16 protein-coding genes are annotated in these 20,101 nt (G+C 62.7%); 6 read left to right on the forward strand and 10 right to left on the reverse strand.

Annotated features, from left to right (window positions below; all coding sequences use genetic code 11):
- Positions 1-173: 173 nt before the first annotated feature.
- The 3 genes from ACUN9V_RS10870 to glyQ all read right to left on the reverse strand — a co-directional run bounded on the left by ACUN9V_RS10870 (position 174) and on the right by glyQ (position 4,361).
- Positions 174-1,007 (reverse strand): glycosyltransferase family A protein, encoded by an 834-nt coding sequence (locus tag ACUN9V_RS10870; RefSeq protein ID WP_445511389.1) that lies wholly within the window; start codon positions 1,005-1,007, stop codon positions 174-176.
- A 322-nt stretch (positions 1,008-1,329) separates the two neighbouring features.
- Positions 1,330-3,396 carry a glycine--tRNA ligase subunit beta gene (gene glyS / locus ACUN9V_RS10875; RefSeq protein ID WP_445511390.1) on the reverse strand — a complete coding sequence of 689 codons (2,067 nt, stop codon included), beginning with the start codon at positions 3,394-3,396 and terminating at the stop codon, positions 1,330-1,332.
- 2 nt (positions 3,397-3,398) lie between these two features.
- The gene (glyQ, locus tag ACUN9V_RS10880) at positions 3,399-4,361 is read right to left on the reverse strand and encodes a glycine--tRNA ligase subunit alpha (RefSeq protein WP_110654891.1); all 963 of its coding nucleotides are present in this window, start codon (positions 4,359-4,361) and stop codon (positions 3,399-3,401) included.
- Between the two features lie 181 nt (positions 4,362-4,542).
- Here glyQ and rfaD point away from each other — a divergent pair, with 181 nt between their 5' ends.
- The 5 genes from rfaD to ACUN9V_RS10905 all read left to right on the forward strand — a co-directional run bounded on the left by rfaD (position 4,543) and on the right by ACUN9V_RS10905 (position 9,705).
- Positions 4,543-5,526: an ADP-glyceromanno-heptose 6-epimerase gene (gene rfaD, locus ACUN9V_RS10885; protein WP_445511391.1), complete on the forward strand. Its 984-nt coding sequence runs from the start codon at positions 4,543-4,545 to the stop codon at positions 5,524-5,526.
- Complete coding sequence (gene waaF / locus ACUN9V_RS10890) at positions 5,519-6,544, forward strand: lipopolysaccharide heptosyltransferase II (RefSeq protein WP_445511392.1); 1,026 nt, start codon at positions 5,519-5,521, stop codon at positions 6,542-6,544. The genes rfaD and waaF overlap by 8 nt, the downstream gene beginning before the upstream one ends.
- A 53-nt stretch (positions 6,545-6,597) precedes the next feature.
- Positions 6,598-7,491 (forward strand): hypothetical protein, encoded by an 894-nt coding sequence (locus ACUN9V_RS10895; RefSeq protein ID WP_445511393.1) that lies wholly within the window; start codon positions 6,598-6,600, stop codon positions 7,489-7,491.
- Positions 7,475-8,656: a glycosyltransferase gene (locus tag ACUN9V_RS10900; RefSeq protein ID WP_445511394.1), complete on the forward strand. Its 1,182-nt coding sequence runs from the start codon at positions 7,475-7,477 to the stop codon at positions 8,654-8,656. Before ACUN9V_RS10895 ends, ACUN9V_RS10900 begins: the two co-directional genes overlap by 17 nt.
- A 143-nt stretch (positions 8,657-8,799) precedes the next feature.
- A complete protein-coding gene (locus tag ACUN9V_RS10905) occupies positions 8,800-9,705 on the forward strand; it encodes a hypothetical protein (RefSeq protein WP_445511395.1) in 906 nt (301 codons plus the stop codon).
- Positions 9,706-9,772: 67 nt separating this feature from the next.
- Here the strand turns inward: ACUN9V_RS10905 and ACUN9V_RS10910 are convergent, their stop codons facing one another.
- From ACUN9V_RS10910 to ACUN9V_RS10935, 6 genes are all read right to left on the reverse strand, one after another.
- Positions 9,773-11,335: a sulfatase-like hydrolase/transferase gene (locus ACUN9V_RS10910; RefSeq protein ID WP_445511396.1), complete on the reverse strand. Its 1,563-nt coding sequence runs from the start codon at positions 11,333-11,335 to the stop codon at positions 9,773-9,775.
- Positions 11,336-11,540: 205 nt separating this feature from the next.
- Positions 11,541-12,638: a D-alanine--D-alanine ligase gene (ddlA, locus tag ACUN9V_RS10915; RefSeq protein WP_445511397.1), complete on the reverse strand. Its 1,098-nt coding sequence runs from the start codon at positions 12,636-12,638 to the stop codon at positions 11,541-11,543.
- Positions 12,639-12,767: 129 nt separating this feature from the next.
- Positions 12,768-13,844 carry a glycosyltransferase gene (locus ACUN9V_RS10920; RefSeq protein WP_445511398.1) on the reverse strand — a complete coding sequence of 359 codons (1,077 nt, stop codon included), beginning with the start codon at positions 13,842-13,844 and terminating at the stop codon, positions 12,768-12,770.
- Positions 13,845-13,848: 4 nt separating this feature from the next.
- Positions 13,849-14,652 (reverse strand): glycosyltransferase family 2 protein, encoded by an 804-nt coding sequence (locus ACUN9V_RS10925; RefSeq protein ID WP_445511399.1) that lies wholly within the window; start codon positions 14,650-14,652, stop codon positions 13,849-13,851.
- A gap of 168 nt (positions 14,653-14,820) precedes the next feature.
- Complete coding sequence (locus ACUN9V_RS10930; protein WP_445511400.1) at positions 14,821-16,674, reverse strand: DUF3413 domain-containing protein; 1,854 nt, start codon at positions 16,672-16,674, stop codon at positions 14,821-14,823.
- 14 nt (positions 16,675-16,688) lie between these two features.
- Positions 16,689-17,423: a 3-deoxy-D-manno-octulosonic acid kinase gene (locus tag ACUN9V_RS10935; RefSeq protein WP_445511401.1), complete on the reverse strand. Its 735-nt coding sequence runs from the start codon at positions 17,421-17,423 to the stop codon at positions 16,689-16,691.
- Between the two features lie 189 nt (positions 17,424-17,612).
- On the opposite strand from ACUN9V_RS10935, the gene ACUN9V_RS10940 reads away from it, so the two are divergent.
- Complete coding sequence (locus tag ACUN9V_RS10940) at positions 17,613-18,752, forward strand: glycosyltransferase family 4 protein (RefSeq protein ID WP_445511402.1); 1,140 nt, start codon at positions 17,613-17,615, stop codon at positions 18,750-18,752.
- A 6-nt stretch (positions 18,753-18,758) separates the two neighbouring features.
- On the opposite strand, the gene ACUN9V_RS10945 is transcribed toward ACUN9V_RS10940, so the two are convergent.
- Entirely contained in the window at positions 18,759-20,081 is a 1,323-nt protein-coding gene (locus ACUN9V_RS10945; RefSeq protein ID WP_445511403.1) for a glycosyltransferase family 4 protein, read from the reverse strand.
- Between the last annotated feature and the right edge of the window lie 20 nt (positions 20,082-20,101).

Below are 20,101 nucleotides of genomic sequence, written 5' to 3' on the forward strand. Positions count from 1 at the left end.
AACGGACGATACCACTCCGACTCGAATCTCACGTGCGCAGAGGAGTGTTCCACGTGAAACAAATTGTCATTAAGATACTGGAAAGGCGCGCCGAAAAGAAATTCTCATCGATCGTGTTTCACTCCTTCATTGCTGCCACGCCGGCCGAGCCTGTGATGTGATAGCGGGAAAAATTATCCGCTGACTCTCAGAAATTCGGAGAGCTGAGGGTAATCCGCTACGAGCTTGGAGATTTCGTCAGGATCCTCGACCAGAGAGCGTCGAACATACTCACTTTTGACGCCCTTCTTGCCTCGGTACATCGAAATATCATTTTCACCATGGTTGACGAGATAGATGGCCATAGGCTCCGGGTAGGGCACCAATGGCTGGCCGCGGGCGGCAGCAATATCTGCGTACTCCCGATGCCGCTTGAACTGGTTGAAGTAGCAGCGATTATCCATCAGATGATCGGGCATATCGGCTTTCGTGAAGTAAACGACTGCGCATGACCCACAGTGTCGCCAGAAAGGGCTGTGCTCCTGATCCATCTGTCCGAATTGACCCGTGCAACAGTCAAACATGTAACCCCTCTCAATGAGATACCCGCGTCGATTGTCGTCTGCCAGGGTAAAGTTCACTAAATCAGGGTGTATCAGGTCGTCGGCATCCAGTTGTAAGTAGTATCCGTCGTCGGCCATTCTCGCTTTCATGGCGAGCCCCACCATCCTCTTTTTCTTTGGCTTGTCATTACCGGGCCTGCCTTCATCGTCAACCGCGGGCGGCGGATCAAAATCGGCAACGATGAATTCAATATCGAGATCAAAAGTGTCTACATCGGGTATTTCATGGCACGCAACCAGGATGCCGAAGTCGCCGCACGTCTGGTGCTTCAGCGAGAGCAGCGTTCGCTCAAGATTGCGGCAAACCAGTGGCCAATCGAAGCTGGCCTGCCGAGAGCGTAGGGGTATGCCGAAGTAAAATCGCGGGCAAGCGGATAAGCGTGATGTTGGCGGGCTGGGTTCCAATGAAATCTCCTTGATCGGTACGCTTCACGACTGGATCGGTATCGTAAGCTTCGATAGCTTCTACTGGCCTTAGATTAGGAAAAAGCGAGTTCGTTCTCGAGGTTCATGACATCGAGGTCTAGCGACGCATGATGCATATCCCTGCAGGATAGCTGGCTGGACCCGCTCAGTGGTGGCTGAGATGTTTCACGTGGAACATTATGCGACTGCTAGGGGCTCAAAGTTTTGGCTTGGGGTATCGGCCAGTAGCTATGAGATGCAGATTGAAATAAAAAGCCCGGCCTGAAGGCCGGGCTAATGTTTCACGTGAAACGATCAAGAGTCACGACTGCAGTTCGGCGATGTCGGCCACTTCGAGAAATAGCGCCTGCAGACTGGCGAGCAGCGCGAGACGGTTGGCGCGGACGGCGGAGTCGTCAGTGGCAACCATCACTTCGTCGAAGAAGCGATCGACCGGCGCGCGCAGCGTGGCAAGAATATCCAGCGCTTGGGCGTAGTCTGCTTCCTGGAACAGCGGTTCGACCTGATCGCAGCAATCGGCTACCGCGTTAGCCAGGGCGATCTCCGCGTCCTCAACGAGGAGGTCGCCTTTCACCTGAGTGCTGCCGCCGTGTTGCTGCTTGGCCAGGATATTGGAAACGCGCTTGTTGGCCGCTGCCAGGGCCGCGGCTTCCTCGCGCTGGCTGAAACGGTGCACGGCGCGCAGACGGCGGGCGAAATCCAGCGGCCGCGTCACAGGGCGAGCACGTACCGCCAGATAAACGTCGACCGGCAAGCCTTCGTCCTGCGACCAGGCGCGAAAGCGATCGAGCATGTAGGTCAACACGTCATCGACCAGGCCTTCGGCCTTGGGCAGGTCGCGGTGCTGGGACGCGGCCAGTTCCAGCAACTCGCGCAGGTCGAGATCCCGCTCGCCCTTGATCAGGATGTTGAGCACACCGATGGTGGCGCGGCGGAGGGCAAACGGGTCCTTGGCGCCGGTGGGGCGCTGACCGATACCGAAGATACCTGTCAACGTATCCAGACGGTCGGCCAGCGCGAGTGCCTGACCGGTCGATGTCTGGGGAATGACATCGCCGGCGAAGCGCGGCAAATACTGCTCGTGAATGGCTTCCGCCACGGCTTCCGGCTCACCGTCGTGACGTGCGTAATAGGTCCCCATGATGCCCTGCAGCTCGGGGAACTCGAGCACCATCTCCGTGACCAGATCGCATTTCGCCAATTGGGCCGCGCGGGCTGCCGCCTGGGAGTCGCCGTCGATCTTGCCGGCGATGAACCGGGCGACCACTTCGCTGCGGGCGGACTTGTCGGCGAGCGAGCCCAGTTCGCGCTGGAATACGACGTTAGCCAGCGACTCGCGCCGGGCCTCCAGCGTCTGCTTGCGATCGACCTCGAAGAAGAACGCCGCGTCGGCCAGACGGGGGCGAATGACCTTTTCGTTGCCGTAGATGACCTGTTGCGGATCTTCGCTATCGATGTTGGCCACGGTGATGAACTGCGGCCTGAGCTTGCCGTCGACATCCAGCAGGTGGAAGTACTTCTGGTTGGCCTTCATCGAGGAGATCAGGCACTCGGCGGGCACCTCGAGGAAGCGTTCATCGAATGTACCCGTCAGCGCCACCGGCCATTCCACAAGACCGCTGACCTCTTCCAGCAGATCCTCGTCGATGACCGCCTGGGCATCTTGAACTTCGGCCTCGGCCAGTACCTGCTCCCGAATGCGCTCCCGGCGCCGCTCCAGATCCACCAGCACGTAGGCGTTTTCGAGTGCGGCTTCATAGTCGTCGGCGTGGGCGAGCTCGATCGGCGCCGGGGCATGAAAGCGGTGCCCCAGCGTCGTGCGGCCGGATTCCAGACCCAGCACGCTGGCCGGCACGATCTGATCGCCGTAAAGCAGCACCAGCCAGTGGACCGGACGCGAAAATTCGATGCGCGAGGCGCCCCAGCGCATGTTCTTGGGCACCGGCAGGGCGTTGACGGCAGCGTTGAGGATTGCCGGCAGCAGCGACTCGACGTTGTCTCCCTGCTGCTGTTCACGGTAGCCGAGCCATGTGCCCTTGTCGGTCTCCAGGTGAATCAGTTCGTCCACCGTCACGCCGCAGGAGCGTGCAAAACCTTCCGCCGCCTTGGTGGGCTGGCCATCCTTGAAGGCGGCGGCCAGGGCCGGGCCGCGCTTTTCGACTTCGCGGTCAGGCTGCTTGTCGGCGAGCGACGCAACGCGCACGGCCAGACGCCGCGGGGAGGCGAGGGCGTATGCCTCGCCATGGGGAACCTCGGCGTCGTCGAGACCCTTGACGACGCCGTCACGCAGGGCGGACGCCAGGTTGGCGAGGGCGCCTGGCGGCAGCTCTTCGACGCCCAGTTCGATCAGTAGGGTGTTGACTGCCATGCTCATGCGTCTCCCTGAGTGGTTTCTGAGGTTTGCTGCAGGAGCTCGCGACGCAGCGCCTCCGGCGCCAGCGGGAACCCGGCGGCTTCACGTGAGGCGTAATAGGCGTGCGCGACCTCACGCGCCAGCGTGCGCACTCTCAGGATGTAGCGCTGCCGCTCCGTGACCGAGATCGCATGTCGTGCATCCAGCAGATTGAACGTATGCGAGGCCTTGAGTACCTGTTCGTAGGCGGGCAACGGCAGATTGGCCGCGAGCAGCTTGTTGCACTCGGATTCGCAGTGGTCGAAGGCTTCGAACAGATAGGGCACGTCGGCGTGTTCGAAGTTGTAGGTCGACTGTTCCCGCTCGTTCTGCAGGTAGACATCGCCATAGGTGATGCGGGTGCCATCGGGAGCAATCGTCCACACCAGGTCGTAGACGCTGTCGACGTCCTGTAGGTACATGGCGATGCGCTCGAGACCGTAGGTCAGCTCGCCGGTCACCGGGAAGCATTCGATCCCGCCGGCCTGCTGGAAGTAGGTGAACTGGGTCACTTCCATGCCGTTGAGCCAGACTTCCCAACCCAGACCCCAGGCGCCGAGCGTCGGCGATTCCCAGTTATCCTCGACGAAACGGATATCGTGCACCCGCGGGTTGATTCCCAGCCGTTCGAGCGATCCGAGATAGAGATCCTGCAGATCCTTGGGGGAGGGCTTCATCACCACCTGGAACTGGTAGTAGTGCTGCAGGCGGTTGGGGTTCTCCCCGTAGCGGCCATCGGTGGGCCGGCGCGACGGCTGGACATAGGCTGCGTTCCAGCTCTCCGGGCCGATCGAGCGCAGGAAGGTGGCCGGATGAAAGGTGCCGGCGCCCACTTCCATGTCGAGTGGCTGCAGCACGACACAGCCCTTTTCCGCCCAGTATTGCTGAAGGGCGAGTATCAACCCCTGAAAGGTTTTTGCATCTGCCGTCGAGTCTGTCATTGACTGCGCACCGTTGCCCATGAATTCGTGAGCCGCCAAGTATACAATTAGCGCTCAATCGGTTATAGGCACTGTCGACGATCAGGCCGTGTCGTTGGCGCATTGTCATCGAACGTCCGGCGACGCACGCGGTCGGAGTCTCCATTCACGGTAACCGAGTCGATCGAAGAGGAGTTACGACATGATCGTTGTCACGGGCGGGGCCGGCTTCATCGGGGCCAATCTGGTCAAGGCACTCAACGCACGCGGCCATCTGGACGTTATGGTGGTCGACGATCTCAGCGACGGCACCAAATTCGTCAACCTGGCGGACTGCACGCTGGGTGACTATCTCGACAAGGACGATTTCCTGGCCCGCGTGAAGGCGGAACTAGGTGGTGAGATGCGCGGCGAAGCCGGCGGACTGCCACCGATCGAGGCGATCTTCCACGAGGGCGCCTGCTCGGATACTACCGAGTGGGACGGGCGCTTCATGCTGGAGAACAACTTCGAGTACTCCAAGGTGCTGCTCGAATACTGTCAGGCCAAGCGAATCCCGTTTCTCTATGCCTCGTCCGCCGCCACCTATGGCGGTAGCGAGGTGTTCGTCGAGGACCCCGCTCACGAGAAGCCGCTCAACGTCTACGGCTACTCCAAGCTGCTGTTCGATCAGTACGTGCGCGCTCGCTGGGATGAATTCGACAGCCAGGTCGTCGGCTTTCGCTACTTCAACGTCTATGGCCCTCGCGAACAGCACAAGGGCAAAATGGCCAGCGTCGCCTACCATCACCACAGCCAGGTCCAGCGTGGCGAGAACCCCAAGTTGTTCGGCGCCTGGGACGGCTATGAAGCCGGCATGCAGAGCCGTGATTTCATCTACGTCGGCGACGTGGTCGACGTCAATCTGTGGTTTCTGGACAACCCCGAGGTCTCCGGCATCTTCAACCTGGGCACCGGCCGCGCGGAGCCGTTCAAGGCGATCGCCGAGACAGCGATCGATTTCTATTCCGACAAGGACGGGGCAAAGGTCGAGATCGAGTACATCGACTTCCCCGATGAACTCAAGGGTCGTTACCAGAGCTACACCCGTGCCGATATCGGCCGTCTGCGCGAGGCGGGCTATCGCGCCGAATTCAAGACCGTGCGCGAAGGCGTTTCCGCCTATCTGGAATGGCTGAATGGATGAAGCTGCTGTCGGTGCCGAGGCACCACGAACCCTGGTCGTCGGCCCTTCCTGGGTCGGCGACATGGTGATGGCGCAGAGCCTGTTCATCACGCTCAAGCGACGCCATCCGGGCGCGAAGATCGGCGTGCTGGCGCCGGGCTGGTCGCTGCCGATTCTCGAGCGCATGCCGGAAGTCGACGAGGCCATTGCGCTGGACGTGAAACACGGCGAATTCGGCTGGAAGACCCGGCGCGACGTCGCACGCTCGTTGAAAGGCCGTTTCGATCGCGCCATCGTATTGCCGCGTTCGCTGAAGTCGGCGCTGGTGCCGTTTTTGGCCGGCATTCCCCGACGCACCGGCTTCACCGGCGAACAGCGCTACGTGCTGCTCAACGATCGCCGCCGGCTCGACAAAGGTGTGCTGGATCAAACCGTCAAGCGTTTCGTGGCGCTAGGGCTCGATGTCGAACAGGCCGCGGGTGGGGATTTCGAGATTCCGCATCCACGACTGCACGTCGATCGCGGACGTCAGACTGAGCTGCGCGCCGAGCTGTCTCTAGGCGAGCGACCCGCCATCGGCATGATGCCCGGGGCGGAATATGGCCCGGCCAAGCAGTGGCCGCTCGAGTATTTCCGCGAACTGGCCGAGACACTGATCGGCAAGGGCTACGCTGTGTGGGTTCTGGGTGGGCCCAAGGATACCGAGGCCGGCGACGTGATCGCCGACGGCCTGGAATCCGCCCATAACCTGTGCGGCAAGACCCGACTGGCGGACGCCGTCGACCTGCTCGCCGCCTGCGAACAGGTGGTTACCAACGACTCGGGACTGATGCACGTGGCCGCCGCGGTCGGCACGCGGATTCAGGCGCTCTACGGCTCCTCTTCGCCGGCCTATACGCCGCCGCTGACCGGCAACGCCGATATCCATTATCTGGCACTATCCTGCTCGCCCTGTTTCGAGCGCACCTGCCCGTTGGGGCATCGCAACTGCCTCAAACAGATGTCGCCCAGCAGCATCGAACAGACGATTCTGAGCTAGGAAAAACGGTAACCGATCTGGGTGCCCCACTGTCATGCTTATCGGGAACGACCATGCCGTTAATGACTGCCAAACGACAGCGAAAATTGCGCTCGGCGCTGCGTTTTTTCCACTATCGAATGAAAAATCCCCGAGCGTCCCGCCGCGTTCCGACCAGCGGTGATCGGCTCATCATCTCCTTGACCACCCATCCGCGACGTATCCATCAGGTCTTTGCCACGCTGGAGTCGCTCTGCGAGCAGGATATCGATGCTTTCGACGTTCATCTCTATCTGTCCAGACGGGACAAGGAGGTAATCGGCGAGCTGCCGAAGTCGCTACGGCGACTGGAAGGCCGTGGGGTGAAAATCGTGGTGACCGAAGCGGATTACCGCTCCTATGACAAGCTGGTGCATGCGCTGGAAGCCTATCCGCAAGCGACGATCATCACCGCCGACGACGATATGCTCTATCCCGCGGATTGGGCACGACGCCTGATGGACGGTGCGGCTCGCTTTCCCGGTTGTATCGTCTGCCATCGTGGCCACATGCTCTGCGAGAGCTCGCCGGGCTCGGGTGAAATATCCTACCGCGTGGTCAAGAACCGCCAGGCCGCGGGCGCGACCCAGCCCAATTTCGCCCTGATGCCGACCGGCAGCGGAGGCGTGCTGTACCCGTCAGGCGTACTGGATGCGATGGTCTTCGACGCCGAAGCCTTTCAGGCGCTGGCGCCCAATGCGGACGATATCTGGTTCAAGATGGCATCGCTCAAGGCCGGTACGCGCTGTGTCAGAATCAATCAACGCAACGTCGATTTTCTGCCGACGCCGGCGGCGGGTGAATCCGCGCTGCATGAAGAGAACATCAAGCAGGGTGGGAACGATGTGCAGTTCGCCAATTGTCTCGCTCGCTACCCCGAACTCAAGCCGCTGATGTTTGGTCGGCCAATCGATGATGAGAGAACGTGATGACGCGGGCGACGACAACATGAGCCAACGGGTATTGCTGGTTGTTCGCAAGCTGAGTATCGGCGGCATCGAGCGGGTCACCGTGAATCTTGCCAACGTGCTGGCGCGAGAGGGTCACGAGGTCCACGTGCTGGTGCTCAAGGGCGGCTACGAGCTGGCGCCGGATGCCGGCGTGACGGTCCATCGGGTAGATTTCGACAAGTCTTTCCGCAAGACGGGTATCGGGTTGCTATACGATCTGGCAACGCGAGCACTTCTGAAGCCCCTCATGCCGGGCTCCGGATTCCTGTGGCGTGGTTGGTATGGCGGTCACTACCTCAATCGCTTCGTGGAAAAACTGGAGGCCGAGCGTGGTCTCATCGACCGCGTCATCATGCGCGGTCAGGGCGCCTTCGAGACGGTCTGGTCGTGGCGCGATCCGCGCCTGTGGCAGGTGACGGTCTCCTGGCCCGGCGAGTACGGAAGCCGGCTAAAGGGCTTTTATCTCAAGCGCCTCTACGAGGGCAAGCAGATCATCTGCAATACGCCCAACGTCCGCGCCCAACTGGAAGGGCAGCTCGCCCATCATGGCATTCGCCCCGCCCGCTGGGCGACCATCATGAATCCGTGCGATATCGAGGCCATTCGCCGCCAGGCCGACGAGCCCGTCGAACTGCCCCCCAGGCCTTTCATTGTCCACGTCTCCCGACTTTCCGATGTCAAACGCCAGGAGTGGCTGATTCGTGCCTATCTCGAGGCCGCGATCGAGGAAGATCTGGTCATTGTCGGCGATGGGCCCAAGCGTGAAAGTCTCGAGCAGCTCGTCGATGAACTCGGGGCCCGCGCGCGTATCCATTTCGTCGGCAGCCAACCCAATCCCTACCCCTGGATGAAACACGCCCGGCTCTTCGTGCTGAGCTCGCGCAGCGAGGCTTTCGGGATCGTGCTGGCCGAAAGCATGATCTGTGGCACGCCTTGTGCCGCGGTCGACTGTCCGGGCGGCGTGCGCAACGTGCTGATCAACGACCAGGCGCGACTGATCGCCGAGAATTCGATATCCGGCCTTTCGCAGAAGATTCGCGAAGGACTGGCGCATCCGCCTCGATTGGAAGCCGACCCCGAGTTGATCGAGCGTTTTCGCGACACGCGGATCATGCAGCAGTTTCTCGATCTGCCAACGACTTAGACGCGAAGGACGGGACGCTACGGGGAAAGTGACGTTGGCTATCGGCGACTAACTGTATAGCCTGCTTATCAATGTGCTATGCTATGCTCATCGAACAGCGTTTGATAACGGCATTTTCACTACCCGAACGTGTAGGCTTCCCGATGGCGCGCGTCTCTCAGCCTCATTCCTCTCCGCGGTTGCCCGCTGACGAGGTCGCTTTCAGCGACCTCGTCGATCGCCGAATGGAGGGCGCCGTTCGCCGCGCGCGCTGGCAGGCTGAGCTACGTGACGCTTTTCAGCGCCACATTGGCGCACCGTTGGAGGAAGCACTGTTTCGACGCTGGGCCGACGGCAAAGCGGGCGGTGGCTGGATCGAACGTCGGGGGCTGCCGCGGCGCTCGGTCGAGACTCGGCTAGGCTCGGCGCTGGTCGTGCACGTCGACCCGCGCGAGTTGATTCGGGATCTCAACGTCAAGGGTGTCGGGGGTAGACGCCCGTTCTCGTCGGCGTTCATCTGGGACGGCGACTGGGATCAGAGCCGTGGCGATCTGCGTCGCGGTTCGCGCTACCGCTTCATCAGCGATCTCGATCTCCATCGCGCTGATCTCACCCAGACCGAACGCTTTCGCCAGTATCGATCGCGGCTTCAGTCGGGTAATCCCTGGTCCTCGCATCGGCAGGGCCTGCTGCTCGATTCCGAAGAGGCGATCCTGGCATATCTGAAGACCTATCTGGGGTTTCTCGATGCCATGGCCCGCGACGGCTTCGATAGCGAGCTGGGCAAGGACGATCTGGGTGTTGCGGTCACCCGCGACGGTCGGCTGCTCAAGGTCAATCGCGGCCTCCATCGTCTGGCGATGGCGCAACGCGTGGGACTACGGTCGATCCCCGTCGTCGTGCGCGCGGTGCACCGGCAGTGGTGGCAACGAGTGGTCAAAGATGCGAGCGGCGAGGCAGCGCTGTCCCGCGTCGCCGAGGCGTTGACGCGCTGTACCCCGGAAACCGAACCGGGCGAGCTGGACCCCGGCGAAGAGCTGGGGCCCATCGATTGGCCGGCGCCACGCTAGCGCCTTCCGCGCCCGGTCGTCTTCGTTCCCTCGGCTGACCCCGCTTCCTTCAGTTGACTCCATTCCCTCAGTTGACCCCGTTCCAGAGCCGCTCCTGAAGGATGTTCTCGCTACGCATGCGCTGGTTCATCTCTTCCAGCGAGTAACGCTCGACCAGCGTGGGTGACGATGAAAACAGCGACACGCCCAGGCCGGCGCGATGATCCGGAACGGTATAACCCATTGCCTCCAGCAGCGTCGGCAGCACGTCGACCATGCTCGACGGGCGTTCGACAATCCGCGGGCGCAGACCATTGCCCAGCATCATCAGCGTATTCTCGCGGTCTTCGGCGATCAGGTCTTCCCACGCCGAGTTTTTCATCGAGAGATGGTCACTGGCCACCACGATCAGCGTGTTGTCGAGCAAACCCTCGTTTCGGAGCCGCTCGATGAAATTCTTCACCAGCCAGCCGGTACATTTGACCGAATAGAGAATGTTGGTGCCGTCGAACGGGCCCTGATTGTCGATACAGGACTGCGACGGATTGCCGAACGGAGGGTGCGCCGCCAGGGTCAGGCCGAAGAAGGCGTAGGGTGTGTGGCTGTCATGTAGATTCCGGATACGCTTTTCGGCCAGCCCGAACAGCGTATCGTCGTAAAGTCCCCAGTCGTTGAGATAGTCGGCGGGGGCCTTGTCCTCCAGCTCGTCACGTCCCAGAACGGTATCGAAACCGTGCCCGCGATAGAATTTTGCCTTGCCGGCGAACTTCGTGCTCGCGCCGCCCATGTAAGTGAGATCGTAGCCGCGTTCATGCAGCAGATCACCGAGACAGCTGACGCCGGGGAGCACGTCCGATAGTGGTTCGAACTGGTTGTCGTGCATCAGACCTGCCGGCATCAGCGGTACCCCGCACTGACTGGCAACCATGCCGGCCATCGTCCAGCCGCTATTGTCGAGCTGCTTGACGCCATGAAAGACCACGCCTTCCTTGCCCAGCTGGCCCAGATCCTCGTAGGCGTCACCGAAGCGCTGGGTATCGCTGTAGGTGCGCTCGGTGCTCTCCATGTAGAGATAGATCAGATTGGGCGGTTGCTGCGGCGCGGCGACGATCTCCGGTGGCCGGTAGCGATCATTGAGCCAGGCTTCATCGTCATCGATCACCGCGGCGCCGCGTAACGAGAGGCCGAACAGCAGCGGATTGAAGGCCAGCAGGAACAGACTCAGTACACGTTCCCACAGACGCCAGCGATGATCGGCACGCACCATCCAGGTCACCGCGAACAGCATGATGATCGCGGCGATGGAATAGAGCACCCCGGCGATCTGGCGGTCGGTGCTGCCGTTCTCCTCGATGCCGGCCTGCAGATGAAAGATCACCGCGCCCAGGTCGAGCTGGCCGAAGCTGTCGTCGAGATAGATGTAGACCCACCACAGCACCAATGGCAGCAGCGACCACGGCCATGTCTTGCGCAGCGTGGCGCGCTGCGAGACGTGCCCCCAGTGAAAATGGTAGCCGGCGGCGAGCCAGACGAGAGAGATGGCGAGGGGTGTCCACCACGGGAGCACCCAGATCACCATGACGGCGTACCCGATGCAGAGGCCGATGTAGGTGAGTGCACACCAACGTCGTGTGTCGCGAGAGATGGTCATGACCGGCTTCGATCCGTGAACGTCGTGTTCTGTCGATGCCGCTTCCAGGCACCGGGTGAGCAATCGTCATGACTCTAGCATGACGAATTCAAGACAAGCAGGTTGCCCGAGAGTTCCGGCGCGGGTAGCGGGACTCGGGCCGCGCTTCGGGATTCCATGGCCTGAGACGGGAATTTCCCGGCGCCTGGCGCAAAATTCTCAGCCCTCAGCGAGAGTGGCTCAGCGCCAGATCCTCGGCGTGGCGTGCCATGGCCAGTTCGATCAGCCGCGTCACCAGAGCCGGGTAGGTCAGACCGCTGGCCTGCCACAGCTTGGGATACATGCTGATGCGGGTGAAGCCCGGCAGGGTATTGATCTCGTTGACGACGACCTTTCCCTCGGGTGTGAGAAAGACATCGACACGAGCCAGACCGGCGCACTCCAGGACCTGAAATGTCCGCACCGCCAGCTGGCGGATCGATTCGCTGGCGTCGGCGTCGATGTCGGCGGGGACGGCAACCGTAGCCGCGTCATCGTCGATGTATTTGGTGTCGTAGGAATAGAATCCGCTTTCGACCACGATCTCGCCGCAGACGCTCGCTTCCGGGGCGTCGTTGCCCAGTACGGCACACTCGATTTCCCGGCCGACGACGGCGGATTCGACCAGCACCTTGTGATCGAAAGCCAGCGCCAGCGTCAACGCCTGGTCGAACTCGGCAGCGCTCTCCACCCGGCTGACCCCCACCGAAGAGCCCTGATTGGCAGGCTTGACGAACAGCGGCGACCCCAGCTTCGCACTCAGGGTCTCGAAATCGGCGCTGACGGCCGTGCGCCGGGTCAGGGTGACGAATGGCGCGACCGGGATACCGGCGTCGCGCAGCAGGCGCTTGGCGACATCCTTGTCCATCCCGGCGGCCGAGCCGAGCACGCCGGAGCCGACGAAAGGCAGATTGGCCATCCGCAGCAGCCCCTGCAGCGAACCATCCTCGCCGAGCGTGCCGTGAACGATGGGGAAGACCACGTCGAGTTGGCCCAGCGCCTCCTGGGAGGCTTCGGTGGCGATCAGCTGGTGCTGCTCGCGGCCGGGCACCAGGGCGATATCGCCGGCTGACGGGTTGAGAGCGATGCGCCGCGGATCATCGGCATGAAGCAGGAAGTTGGCGGCATCGTTGATATGCCACTGGCCCTGCTTGTCGATACCGATGACCGTGACCTCGAAACGCTCGCGATCCAGCGCATCGACGATGTTCTTGGCCGACTGCAACGAGACTTCATGCTCCGCCGATTTCCCGCCACAGATGACGCCAACCCGAATCTTGCTCATAGTTCTGCTCCACTTCGCTAACGATCTCGACGCCGCTGGGGCGCTATCACTCTCTATGCCGCTCGGGCGTCATGATGCCACGTTCCCGGCGCGCAAGTATCGCGCCACCGGGTGAGCCTGCCCGCAGAATCAGCCGCCGGCGAGCCGCCGATAAACGCAGAGATAGGCCGTGGCCATGGCGTCCGGGGTGAACGCCGACAGGCGCTGACTGGCAGCGGTGGTCAATCGCTGCCGGCGCGCCGGATCTTCCAGCAGCGCGGTGAGAGCGGCTGTCAGCGTATCGGGGTCAGCGGGCGGCACCAGCAGCCCGCTGACGTCGTTGTCGATCAGATCGGGGATGCCGTCGACGTCACTAGCCACGATCGGCACGCCGTGGTCCATGGCATCGAGCAGCGTCGATCCGAGGCCTTCGTTGCGGGAAGGAAACGCGAACAGCGTCATGATCTCGAGATAGTCGCCGACGTTGGGCTGGAAACCTTCCCAGATAACATTGTCGAGATCCGCGCTCTCGGTCTTCAGCGCCTCGCCGTCGTCGCCCTCGCCGAGCAGCAGGAAGCAGACATCCGGATGCGTCTCGCGCAGCCGTCGTGCTGCCTCCAGCAGCACCCGCTGGCCCTTATGGCGATCCACCAGCGCGCCGATATGGCCGATCACGCGCCGTCCGGCAAAACGCTCGCGCAACGCCTCGACCCGGCTCGCATCGCTGGGCTGACCCGACAGCACGCTGGGGATGCGAGTGACGGGACACCAGTTCCTCTCGCGAAGATGGTTCTCGATCACCGACGAGATCGCCACGGCCATCGCTGCGCCGCGATAGGTCCAGCGATTGAAGCGCTTGTTCTTGACCGGCTGGGGAACGCGGCGGGTCAGAAGATAGGGCGTGCCGTGCAGGCGGCGTTCGACCCAGGCCCAGTGCACCGCCTTGGCTTCGTGGGCATGGGTCAGGGTCGCCTTCGGCCGATGGCGATCATGATGAGAATGCCCGGCGAGGGCATGATCGGCATCGATCAGCGTGACGCCGATATCGAGACCGGCCAATGCCTCGCGCATCGGCGAGTCGCGCCGACAGACGAGGCTCTGCGCTATTGTCATCTGGTCATCGTCGATTCGGGCCAGCGCCTCGATCAGCAGCAGCGTCTGGCGCTCGCCGCCGCGAAAGCCGCGGGCCAGATTGACGTGGCGGATATGCAGGGTCGGTTTTTCCATGGACTCACCAGATCCGGTCGAAGTCTTCGGCCTCGCGAACCTGGGCATCGCGCTGCAGTTCGAGCAGCTTGGCGTATTTCAGGTAGGCGTTGACCGCCGCCGACAGCGCCACGGAAGCGCCGTCGAGCCCGCCGAGAAAACCGCGCTGGAACACGTATTTGCGTACGAAGGCGTTGGCGCCGTGCAGCGCCGGCGACATGGCGTTGGCACGCTTGCCCTTGAGATACATGATCTTGGCGGCGCGATTGGAAAAACGACCGCTGGCCTTGCCGAACAGCTCGGCGAGATTGGCGAACGAGTAGTGTTCCAGATCGGCATCGAGCCGTTTGGCATTCTGCGCCTGGACGGAGGCGTGCTGGCGGCTGTCGGAGAACCCGCAGCGCTCGCGATCGAACAGCCGGAGGCAGTAGTCCGGATACCAGCCGCAATGGCGGATCCAGCGGCTGCCGACAAAGTTGCGCCGACGCAGCGCATAGGCGTCGTGACTGGCCTCTCCATTTTCACCGGCGTCCAGATCGAGCGCCTGAATCGCCGCCACGGCGCCGTCGGTGAGCCGCTCATCGGCGTCCAGCGACAGCACCCAGCGATGGCTGGCCGCCTGCGGGCCGACACGCTTCTGCGGGCCATCGCCCAGATACGGCTGATGGATCACGCGGGCGCCCGACGCCTCGGCGCGGGCGACGGTGTCGTCCCGGGAGCCGGAATCGACCACGATCAGCTCGTCGCAGGCCCGGGCGAGCGACGCCAGGCAGGCTTCGATGTTGTCGGCTTCGTCGAGCGTGATCACCACGCCGGTAATGGCGGCCATGGGCAAGTCCTGGGTCGTCGATGAATGGTCGTGGATGGAGGGTCATGGATGAATGGTCGTACCCGGTGCCAGACGATGGCGGGGCGTCGCGGAGTGTCGCGACGCCCCGCCAAGAATGTTGGCAGCGCCTGGCGCATTGTAGCGCCAGTCATTGTGACATCGGCAACGCTATCGGTAGAACTGACGGAACCACTGCATGGCGTCGAACACCGCCGGCGAGAACTCGGCGTCCTCGATGGGATCGAGCTGCCGATCGACGATATTCCATTGGCCGGTGCCGTCGACCACGGTGATGCGCTCCGGCTCGATGATCCCGTAATCGATGTAGCTGCTGGACTGGACCCACGGGTGGTCGATGTCCGGCGCGAGCAGATCCTCGCCCTGAGCGTAGTCGGAGAGCGGATTGCGGCAGCCGAGCGCGTGACGCATCAGCATCGGCATGACATCAAGGTGACTGGTCATGCCCTCGAACTGCCCGGGCTCGACGCCGGGGCCGTTGACGACCATCGGCACGTGGGTCTGTGGCGACGCGAAGTTGCTGTTGTGACCCCAGTAGTTCTTGCCGAAGTCGTTGAGGGACTGGCCGTGATCGGCGGTGACCACCAGCATGGTGTTGTCCCACTCGCCCTTGGCCTTGAGGTCGTCGATTACCCGGCCGAGCAGTTCGTCGTCGTAGTGCACCGCATTGCGGTGGCGGTTGAAATAGGGCGTCGGGTCGGTATCCGGGCCCAGATCGAGATAATCCATCCCGTTCACCGAAGGCTGATACGGTTGCTCGGCGTCGTCCGGCACGTCGTAGCCGTGGGGCGCGTCGTAGAACAGCATGCCGAACCAGGGCGAATCGTCTTCCTGCTCCTGCTGATCGACCCAGCTTAGCCAGTCCTCTGTCATCTGCCGGTCGCGGCCCGCCGGGGAGTCGCCCGGCGTGCTCAGTCGCAGCGGGTCGACCGAGGTGAAGATCGTGCGATCGAAGCCGACCCCATCGAGGCTGGCCGAGGAGAAGATGCCCATCGCGTAGTCCTGCTTCTGCAGCTGAGTGATCAGCAGGGGCGGCGTCTGGGTATCGTCCAGATAGGCGTAGTAGTTGCCGGTGAGACCGTAGAACAGACTCATGGCACCGTTGCGAGTGGCATTGCCACCGCTGTAATGATCGAGATAGCGACGACCGCTGTCGTTCAGCGCGGCATAGAGATTCGGCGTGTTCTTGGGGCCGTATTCGTCGGCCCGCCAGGAGTCGATCAGCACCACCATGACATTGGGCATGGCACTGGAGGCAGGGTCGGCCTGACAGCTGAGCGGATTCTTGGGCCAGTCGAGATTCTGCGCCTGTTTGGCGTTGGTGTCGGCTCGCGCGGCACGGGCGGCGCGAGGATCGAGCCAACCATGGTCTTCCATGAAGCCCTTGGCGGTGGCCGGGAACAGCAACGGATAGATGCCGACCTGCTGGGTCACGCTACGCTGATAGCGGGCATCGGCGACGAGATGCAGCCCATGGCTACCGATCAGGGTCACCAGAATCACGCCGCAGGCGATCCCCACCGGCAGGCGGCGGCCGCGGTTGCCCACGATCAGACGGCGGGCGAGCCAGCCTTCCAGCGCCAGGGCCGCGACCACGCAGCCTACGACCGCCAACCAGGTGGTGGTGGTGAAGCTGAAGATCTCGCCGTCCTTGTCGTTCAGGAACAGCGATACCATGAACGCATTCACGTGGAAGCGATACTGAGCGTAGACGATCGTGTCCAGCAGCAGCGCGCTCAGCCCCAGCGCCCCGAGCAGCGTCGCCGGCAACCATAGCCAGCGGGCCTTGAGCACCAGCGCCAGCACGGCGAGCGGTAGCCAGCCGAGCAGGACCAGCATGCCGAAGTGACCGATCCAGGTCAGGATCAGATAGGCGATCCCCATGGCATCGTGCGGCATGGCGAGGTAGGGCGAATAACGCAGCGCGATCAGCCAGACCAGCGGGAGTTGAAACAGGGCGAAAAGCAGAGTGCCGCGCCAACGGCGCTTTAGCGTGTCATGCATGAACGGGAAGAGCCTTAGCGTGAATGGGAGCCGAGTGCGCCATGGTAACCCTCGACGACGAGATCGTAGGACGCTAGGGCATTCGCGGGCGAGAAACGCAGGAAAGAGCGCTTGAGTCGTGACAGGTTGCGCTGACGCCAGGCACCTTGCGGGCGTAGTCGGCAGCGGTCGAAATCTATCAGCCAAACCTTATCGTCGGCTGAAACGAGCAGATTGCGCGCGTTGAGGTCGACGTGGTCGAGACCGGCCTCATGGAATCGGCGGATGGTGGCGCCGATCTCGGCGAGCAGCGCGGGCGAGGCATCGGCCAGGCGTTCTGCCAGCGCCTGGCTATGGGGCAGGCGCTCGGTGATCAGCGCGGCGCGGTAGCTCGGGCCGTGACGCACCACGATGGCTGCCACCGGCGCCGGTACCGGCAGGCCCCGTTCGAACAGGGCGCGGGTCAGTCGCATCTCGCGAAACCCGCGAGTGCGCTCGAGTCCCGTCCACAGATAGTCGGCCTGACTGACTCTGGCCGCCATGCCGCCGCGACGATAGGGCCGCAGCACCCATTGGTGCTCGTCGATCTCGAGAAACTGGCTGGCCCCGCGGCCCGGTGCCGAGCCGACCACCAGACCCAGTTCGGCCCAGGCGGCCGGCTCGAGCCAGGCCTCACCGAACGCCGGCAGAATCGGCAGGTCGGGCTGAGCGAGACGCGTATCATCGTATAAGATGTGCGAGTCCCGATGATGATGGATCGATAGCGTCATGATCGGTCCTTGGCGTTGGGCCGCAGCGGGATTGACGTGTCGCCGGCCGGTAGGCGACGACTGGCCGGCGGATGCATTGTAACCGGGCAAACCCGCCGCCGCATGTCGGGGCTTCACGCTGCTCGCCTTCGTCGATCATTGGGGGATTCGTCGATCATTCGGGCATCATCGAACATCAAGGAAGCTTTCGTGACTGAAGATTCGCAAGCGCCGCTGGCCGTGATTGCCATTCGTCAGGTGGAGAAAAGCACCGGTGCCAGTCGCAACGCCTTCGAGCAGGCCGCGGCGTTGAAAGCGCTGGGCTATCGGGTGGTGATTCTCGCCGAGCGAGGTCGGCGCGAGCTGGCGGAAGCCGCCGGGGCGGAGCTGATCCGGCTGAAACGCTGGCCGCTCAAGGGGCCGTTCCGGCGCTTCTGGTTCAACCGCCGGGTGCAGGCCTGGTGTCGTCGGCACCGGCCGGCGATGCTGGTCAGCCACGGTGACGTGGAAACGCCGGACGTCGTCTACATGCACAACTGCGTGCATCTCGCCAGCCAGCGCATCCACGGTCGCGATCTGCCCGCGGGGCACGAAGTGGCCGCCATTCACGATCATGTGCTCGAGGGCGGCAAGTTTCGCCGAGTGGCGGTCAACTCGCGCATGATGGCGCAGGATCTTCGCACGCGCTACGGCATCGACGACTCGCGAATCGAGATCAGCTACCCCGGCTACGACCCCGACGTCTTCAATCTCGAACGCGCATCGGCAGGCCGCGCGACACGCCGAGGCGAACTGGGCGTCGATGACGACACCTGGCTGATCGGATTGATCACCTCCGGCAACTTCACCAAACGCAACGTGGCCGGCTTCGTCGAGATGGCCGCCGGGTTGGAGCGGCGGCTGGCGGGGAAATGCCGCTTTCTGGTCGTCGGCAAGGACGATTTTTCGCCCTATCAGCGCCAGGCCGAACAGGCGGGCGTTGCCGAGCGCTTTATCTGGCGGACCACGGTCAGCGATGTCGAGACACTCTACGGCGCGCTGGACGTGTTCGTGCTGCCGGCCCATATCGAGGAGTTCGGCCGCGTCTCGCTCGAGGCCATGGCTTGCGGCACGCCGGTATTGCTCTCGTCCACCACCGGCGCCGCCGAGCTGCTCGAAGCGGACCACGCCGACCTGATTCTGGAGAGTCGGGATACGCAGGCGTGGGTCACGCGTCTCGAACGGATGCTGGAAGCGTCCGATGTCAAAGCCCTGGGGCTGACGCTCTCGCGGTTGGTGGGTGATTACTCCTACCGCTGTCAGAACGAGAAGTTGAGGCATTCCTTCCTGACGTTGACGGCCGCTGACTGATCTCGCTCAACGTAGTTGCGCATTGAAGAATTCGGCCAGCGACTCGACGTAGCGTTCCAGCGTGTAGTCGCGTGCCACCTGTTCCCGGGCTCTCGTTGCGATCTGGCGTCGCAGCAGCGGATTCTCGGCCCAGGCCAGTAGTGTCTCGGCAATGGCTTCCGGGTCGAGTAACTTGGCTTGCACGAGATCATCCTGATCGGGTGAGTAGACTTCCCGCGGGCCCAGGAGGCAGGCATCCCCGTACTTCCGCAGCACTTCGCGCGGGCGCGTCGGCTCGAGAATCGCCCCGTTGCGTGGGTCCAGAATGGACTCCGGCAGGCCATCGATGTTGCCCACCACGGTCGGGAGTCCATGGGCCACGGCCTCTTGTACGACGTTGCCGAAAGGCTCCCGCCAGGACGGGCAGACAAAGGCGTCCAACTGCGAGTAGAACCCCGACATGTCGGCCACCGGTCCACAGAACGTCACGCTATCCTCGAGCTGCCAGCGGTGTGCCCACTCCCTGAGGATCGGCTCGAGAGGCCCCTGACCCGCGATCCATAGCTCCGCGGCCGGAAAGCGTGGCTTGAGCGCCCGTAGTGTCTCGAGGGCGATCATCGGCGCTTTCAGTCCCTGAAGGCGCCCGGCGAAGCCGAGGCGAAAACGGCCCTCGCGGTGCTCCGAGGCCAGCGCCGGCAGATCGATAGCGTTGTTGAGCGTCTTCGAGGGCAGATCGGGATCGAGGCCCCACTTGAGCTGCAGCATGCGGTGGGCCGCCCGCGAGATCCCCAGCACGCCGGAGAGCCTCTCGATGTAACGCCTCAAGCTGGGGTCGTCCTTCGCCAGCCAGGCGCTACCGCGCTCGAAATGATAGATGGGGATATCTCGGGGTAGTGTCAGCGGGTGTCGCGAGATCTTGTTCCAGACCAGCAGGGCCTCGGGCGCCAGTTCGCGCAGTAACCGCTGCTGATAGGCACTGCGAAGGTTCCCCAGCGCCGGCAACTTGAGCCCTTTCGGCCCCTTGATGCCATGCAGCCGGTTCTCGAGCCCCCGAAAATAGTCATCGAGATAAGGATGGATGCCATTGGTCTGCAGCAGTACGTGGCTGTCGTCGCGTCGAGCACTACAGTCGAAAAAACGTGAAAAATAACGCTCGACGCCACCCAGATTCTTGAGGCTGACCAGATGGGCGATACGACAGGGGGTGGTGTCGGGGGCGCTGTCGGAAGCGGTGGCGGAGGTAATATGACTTTCCTCGTCATCATGCGTGGACTTCGGATCTTCGAATTCTGATCTTCGAACCTCCTGATCGGGGCCACTATACCGCTTGTTCGTGGCGCTGCGGGTCATCGTCGGTCAACTTCCGTTAG

The organism is Salinicola sp. V024, assembly GCF_052645315.1.

What these genes read in the sequence shown, in the direction of transcription:
- ACUN9V_RS10930 (WP_445511400.1), bottom strand. Translation starts at nt 16,674, where the DNA reads ATGCATGACACGCTAAAGCGCCGTTGGCGCGGCACTCTGCTTTTCGCC.
- ACUN9V_RS10945 (WP_445511403.1), bottom strand. Translation starts at nt 20,081, where the DNA reads ATGACCCGCAGCGCCACGAACAAGCGGTATAGTGGCCCCGATCAGGAG.
- glyQ (WP_110654891.1), bottom strand. Translation starts at nt 4,361, where the DNA reads ATGACAGACTCGACGGCAGATGCAAAAACCTTTCAGGGGTTGATACTC.
- ACUN9V_RS10920 (WP_445511398.1), bottom strand. Translation starts at nt 13,844, where the DNA reads ATGGAAAAACCGACCCTGCATATCCGCCACGTCAATCTGGCCCGCGGC.
- ACUN9V_RS10935 (WP_445511401.1), bottom strand. Translation starts at nt 17,423, where the DNA reads ATGACGCTATCGATCCATCATCATCGGGACTCGCACATCTTATACGAT.
- ddlA (WP_445511397.1), bottom strand. Translation starts at nt 12,638, where the DNA reads ATGAGCAAGATTCGGGTTGGCGTCATCTGTGGCGGGAAATCGGCGGAG.
- rfaD (WP_445511391.1), top strand. Translation starts at nt 4,543, where the DNA reads ATGATCGTTGTCACGGGCGGGGCCGGCTTCATCGGGGCCAATCTGGTC.
- waaF (WP_445511392.1), top strand. Translation starts at nt 5,519, where the DNA reads ATGGATGAAGCTGCTGTCGGTGCCGAGGCACCACGAACCCTGGTCGTC.
- glyS (WP_445511390.1), bottom strand. Translation starts at nt 3,396, where the DNA reads ATGGCAGTCAACACCCTACTGATCGAACTGGGCGTCGAAGAGCTGCCG.
- ACUN9V_RS10925 (WP_445511399.1), bottom strand. Translation starts at nt 14,652, where the DNA reads ATGGCCGCCATTACCGGCGTGGTGATCACGCTCGACGAAGCCGACAAC.
- ACUN9V_RS10895 (WP_445511393.1), top strand. Translation starts at nt 6,598, where the DNA reads ATGCCGTTAATGACTGCCAAACGACAGCGAAAATTGCGCTCGGCGCTG.
- ACUN9V_RS10900 (WP_445511394.1), top strand. Translation starts at nt 7,475, where the DNA reads ATGATGAGAGAACGTGATGACGCGGGCGACGACAACATGAGCCAACGG.
- ACUN9V_RS10905 (WP_445511395.1), top strand. Translation starts at nt 8,800, where the DNA reads ATGGCGCGCGTCTCTCAGCCTCATTCCTCTCCGCGGTTGCCCGCTGAC.
- ACUN9V_RS10910 (WP_445511396.1), bottom strand. Translation starts at nt 11,335, where the DNA reads ATGACCATCTCTCGCGACACACGACGTTGGTGTGCACTCACCTACATC.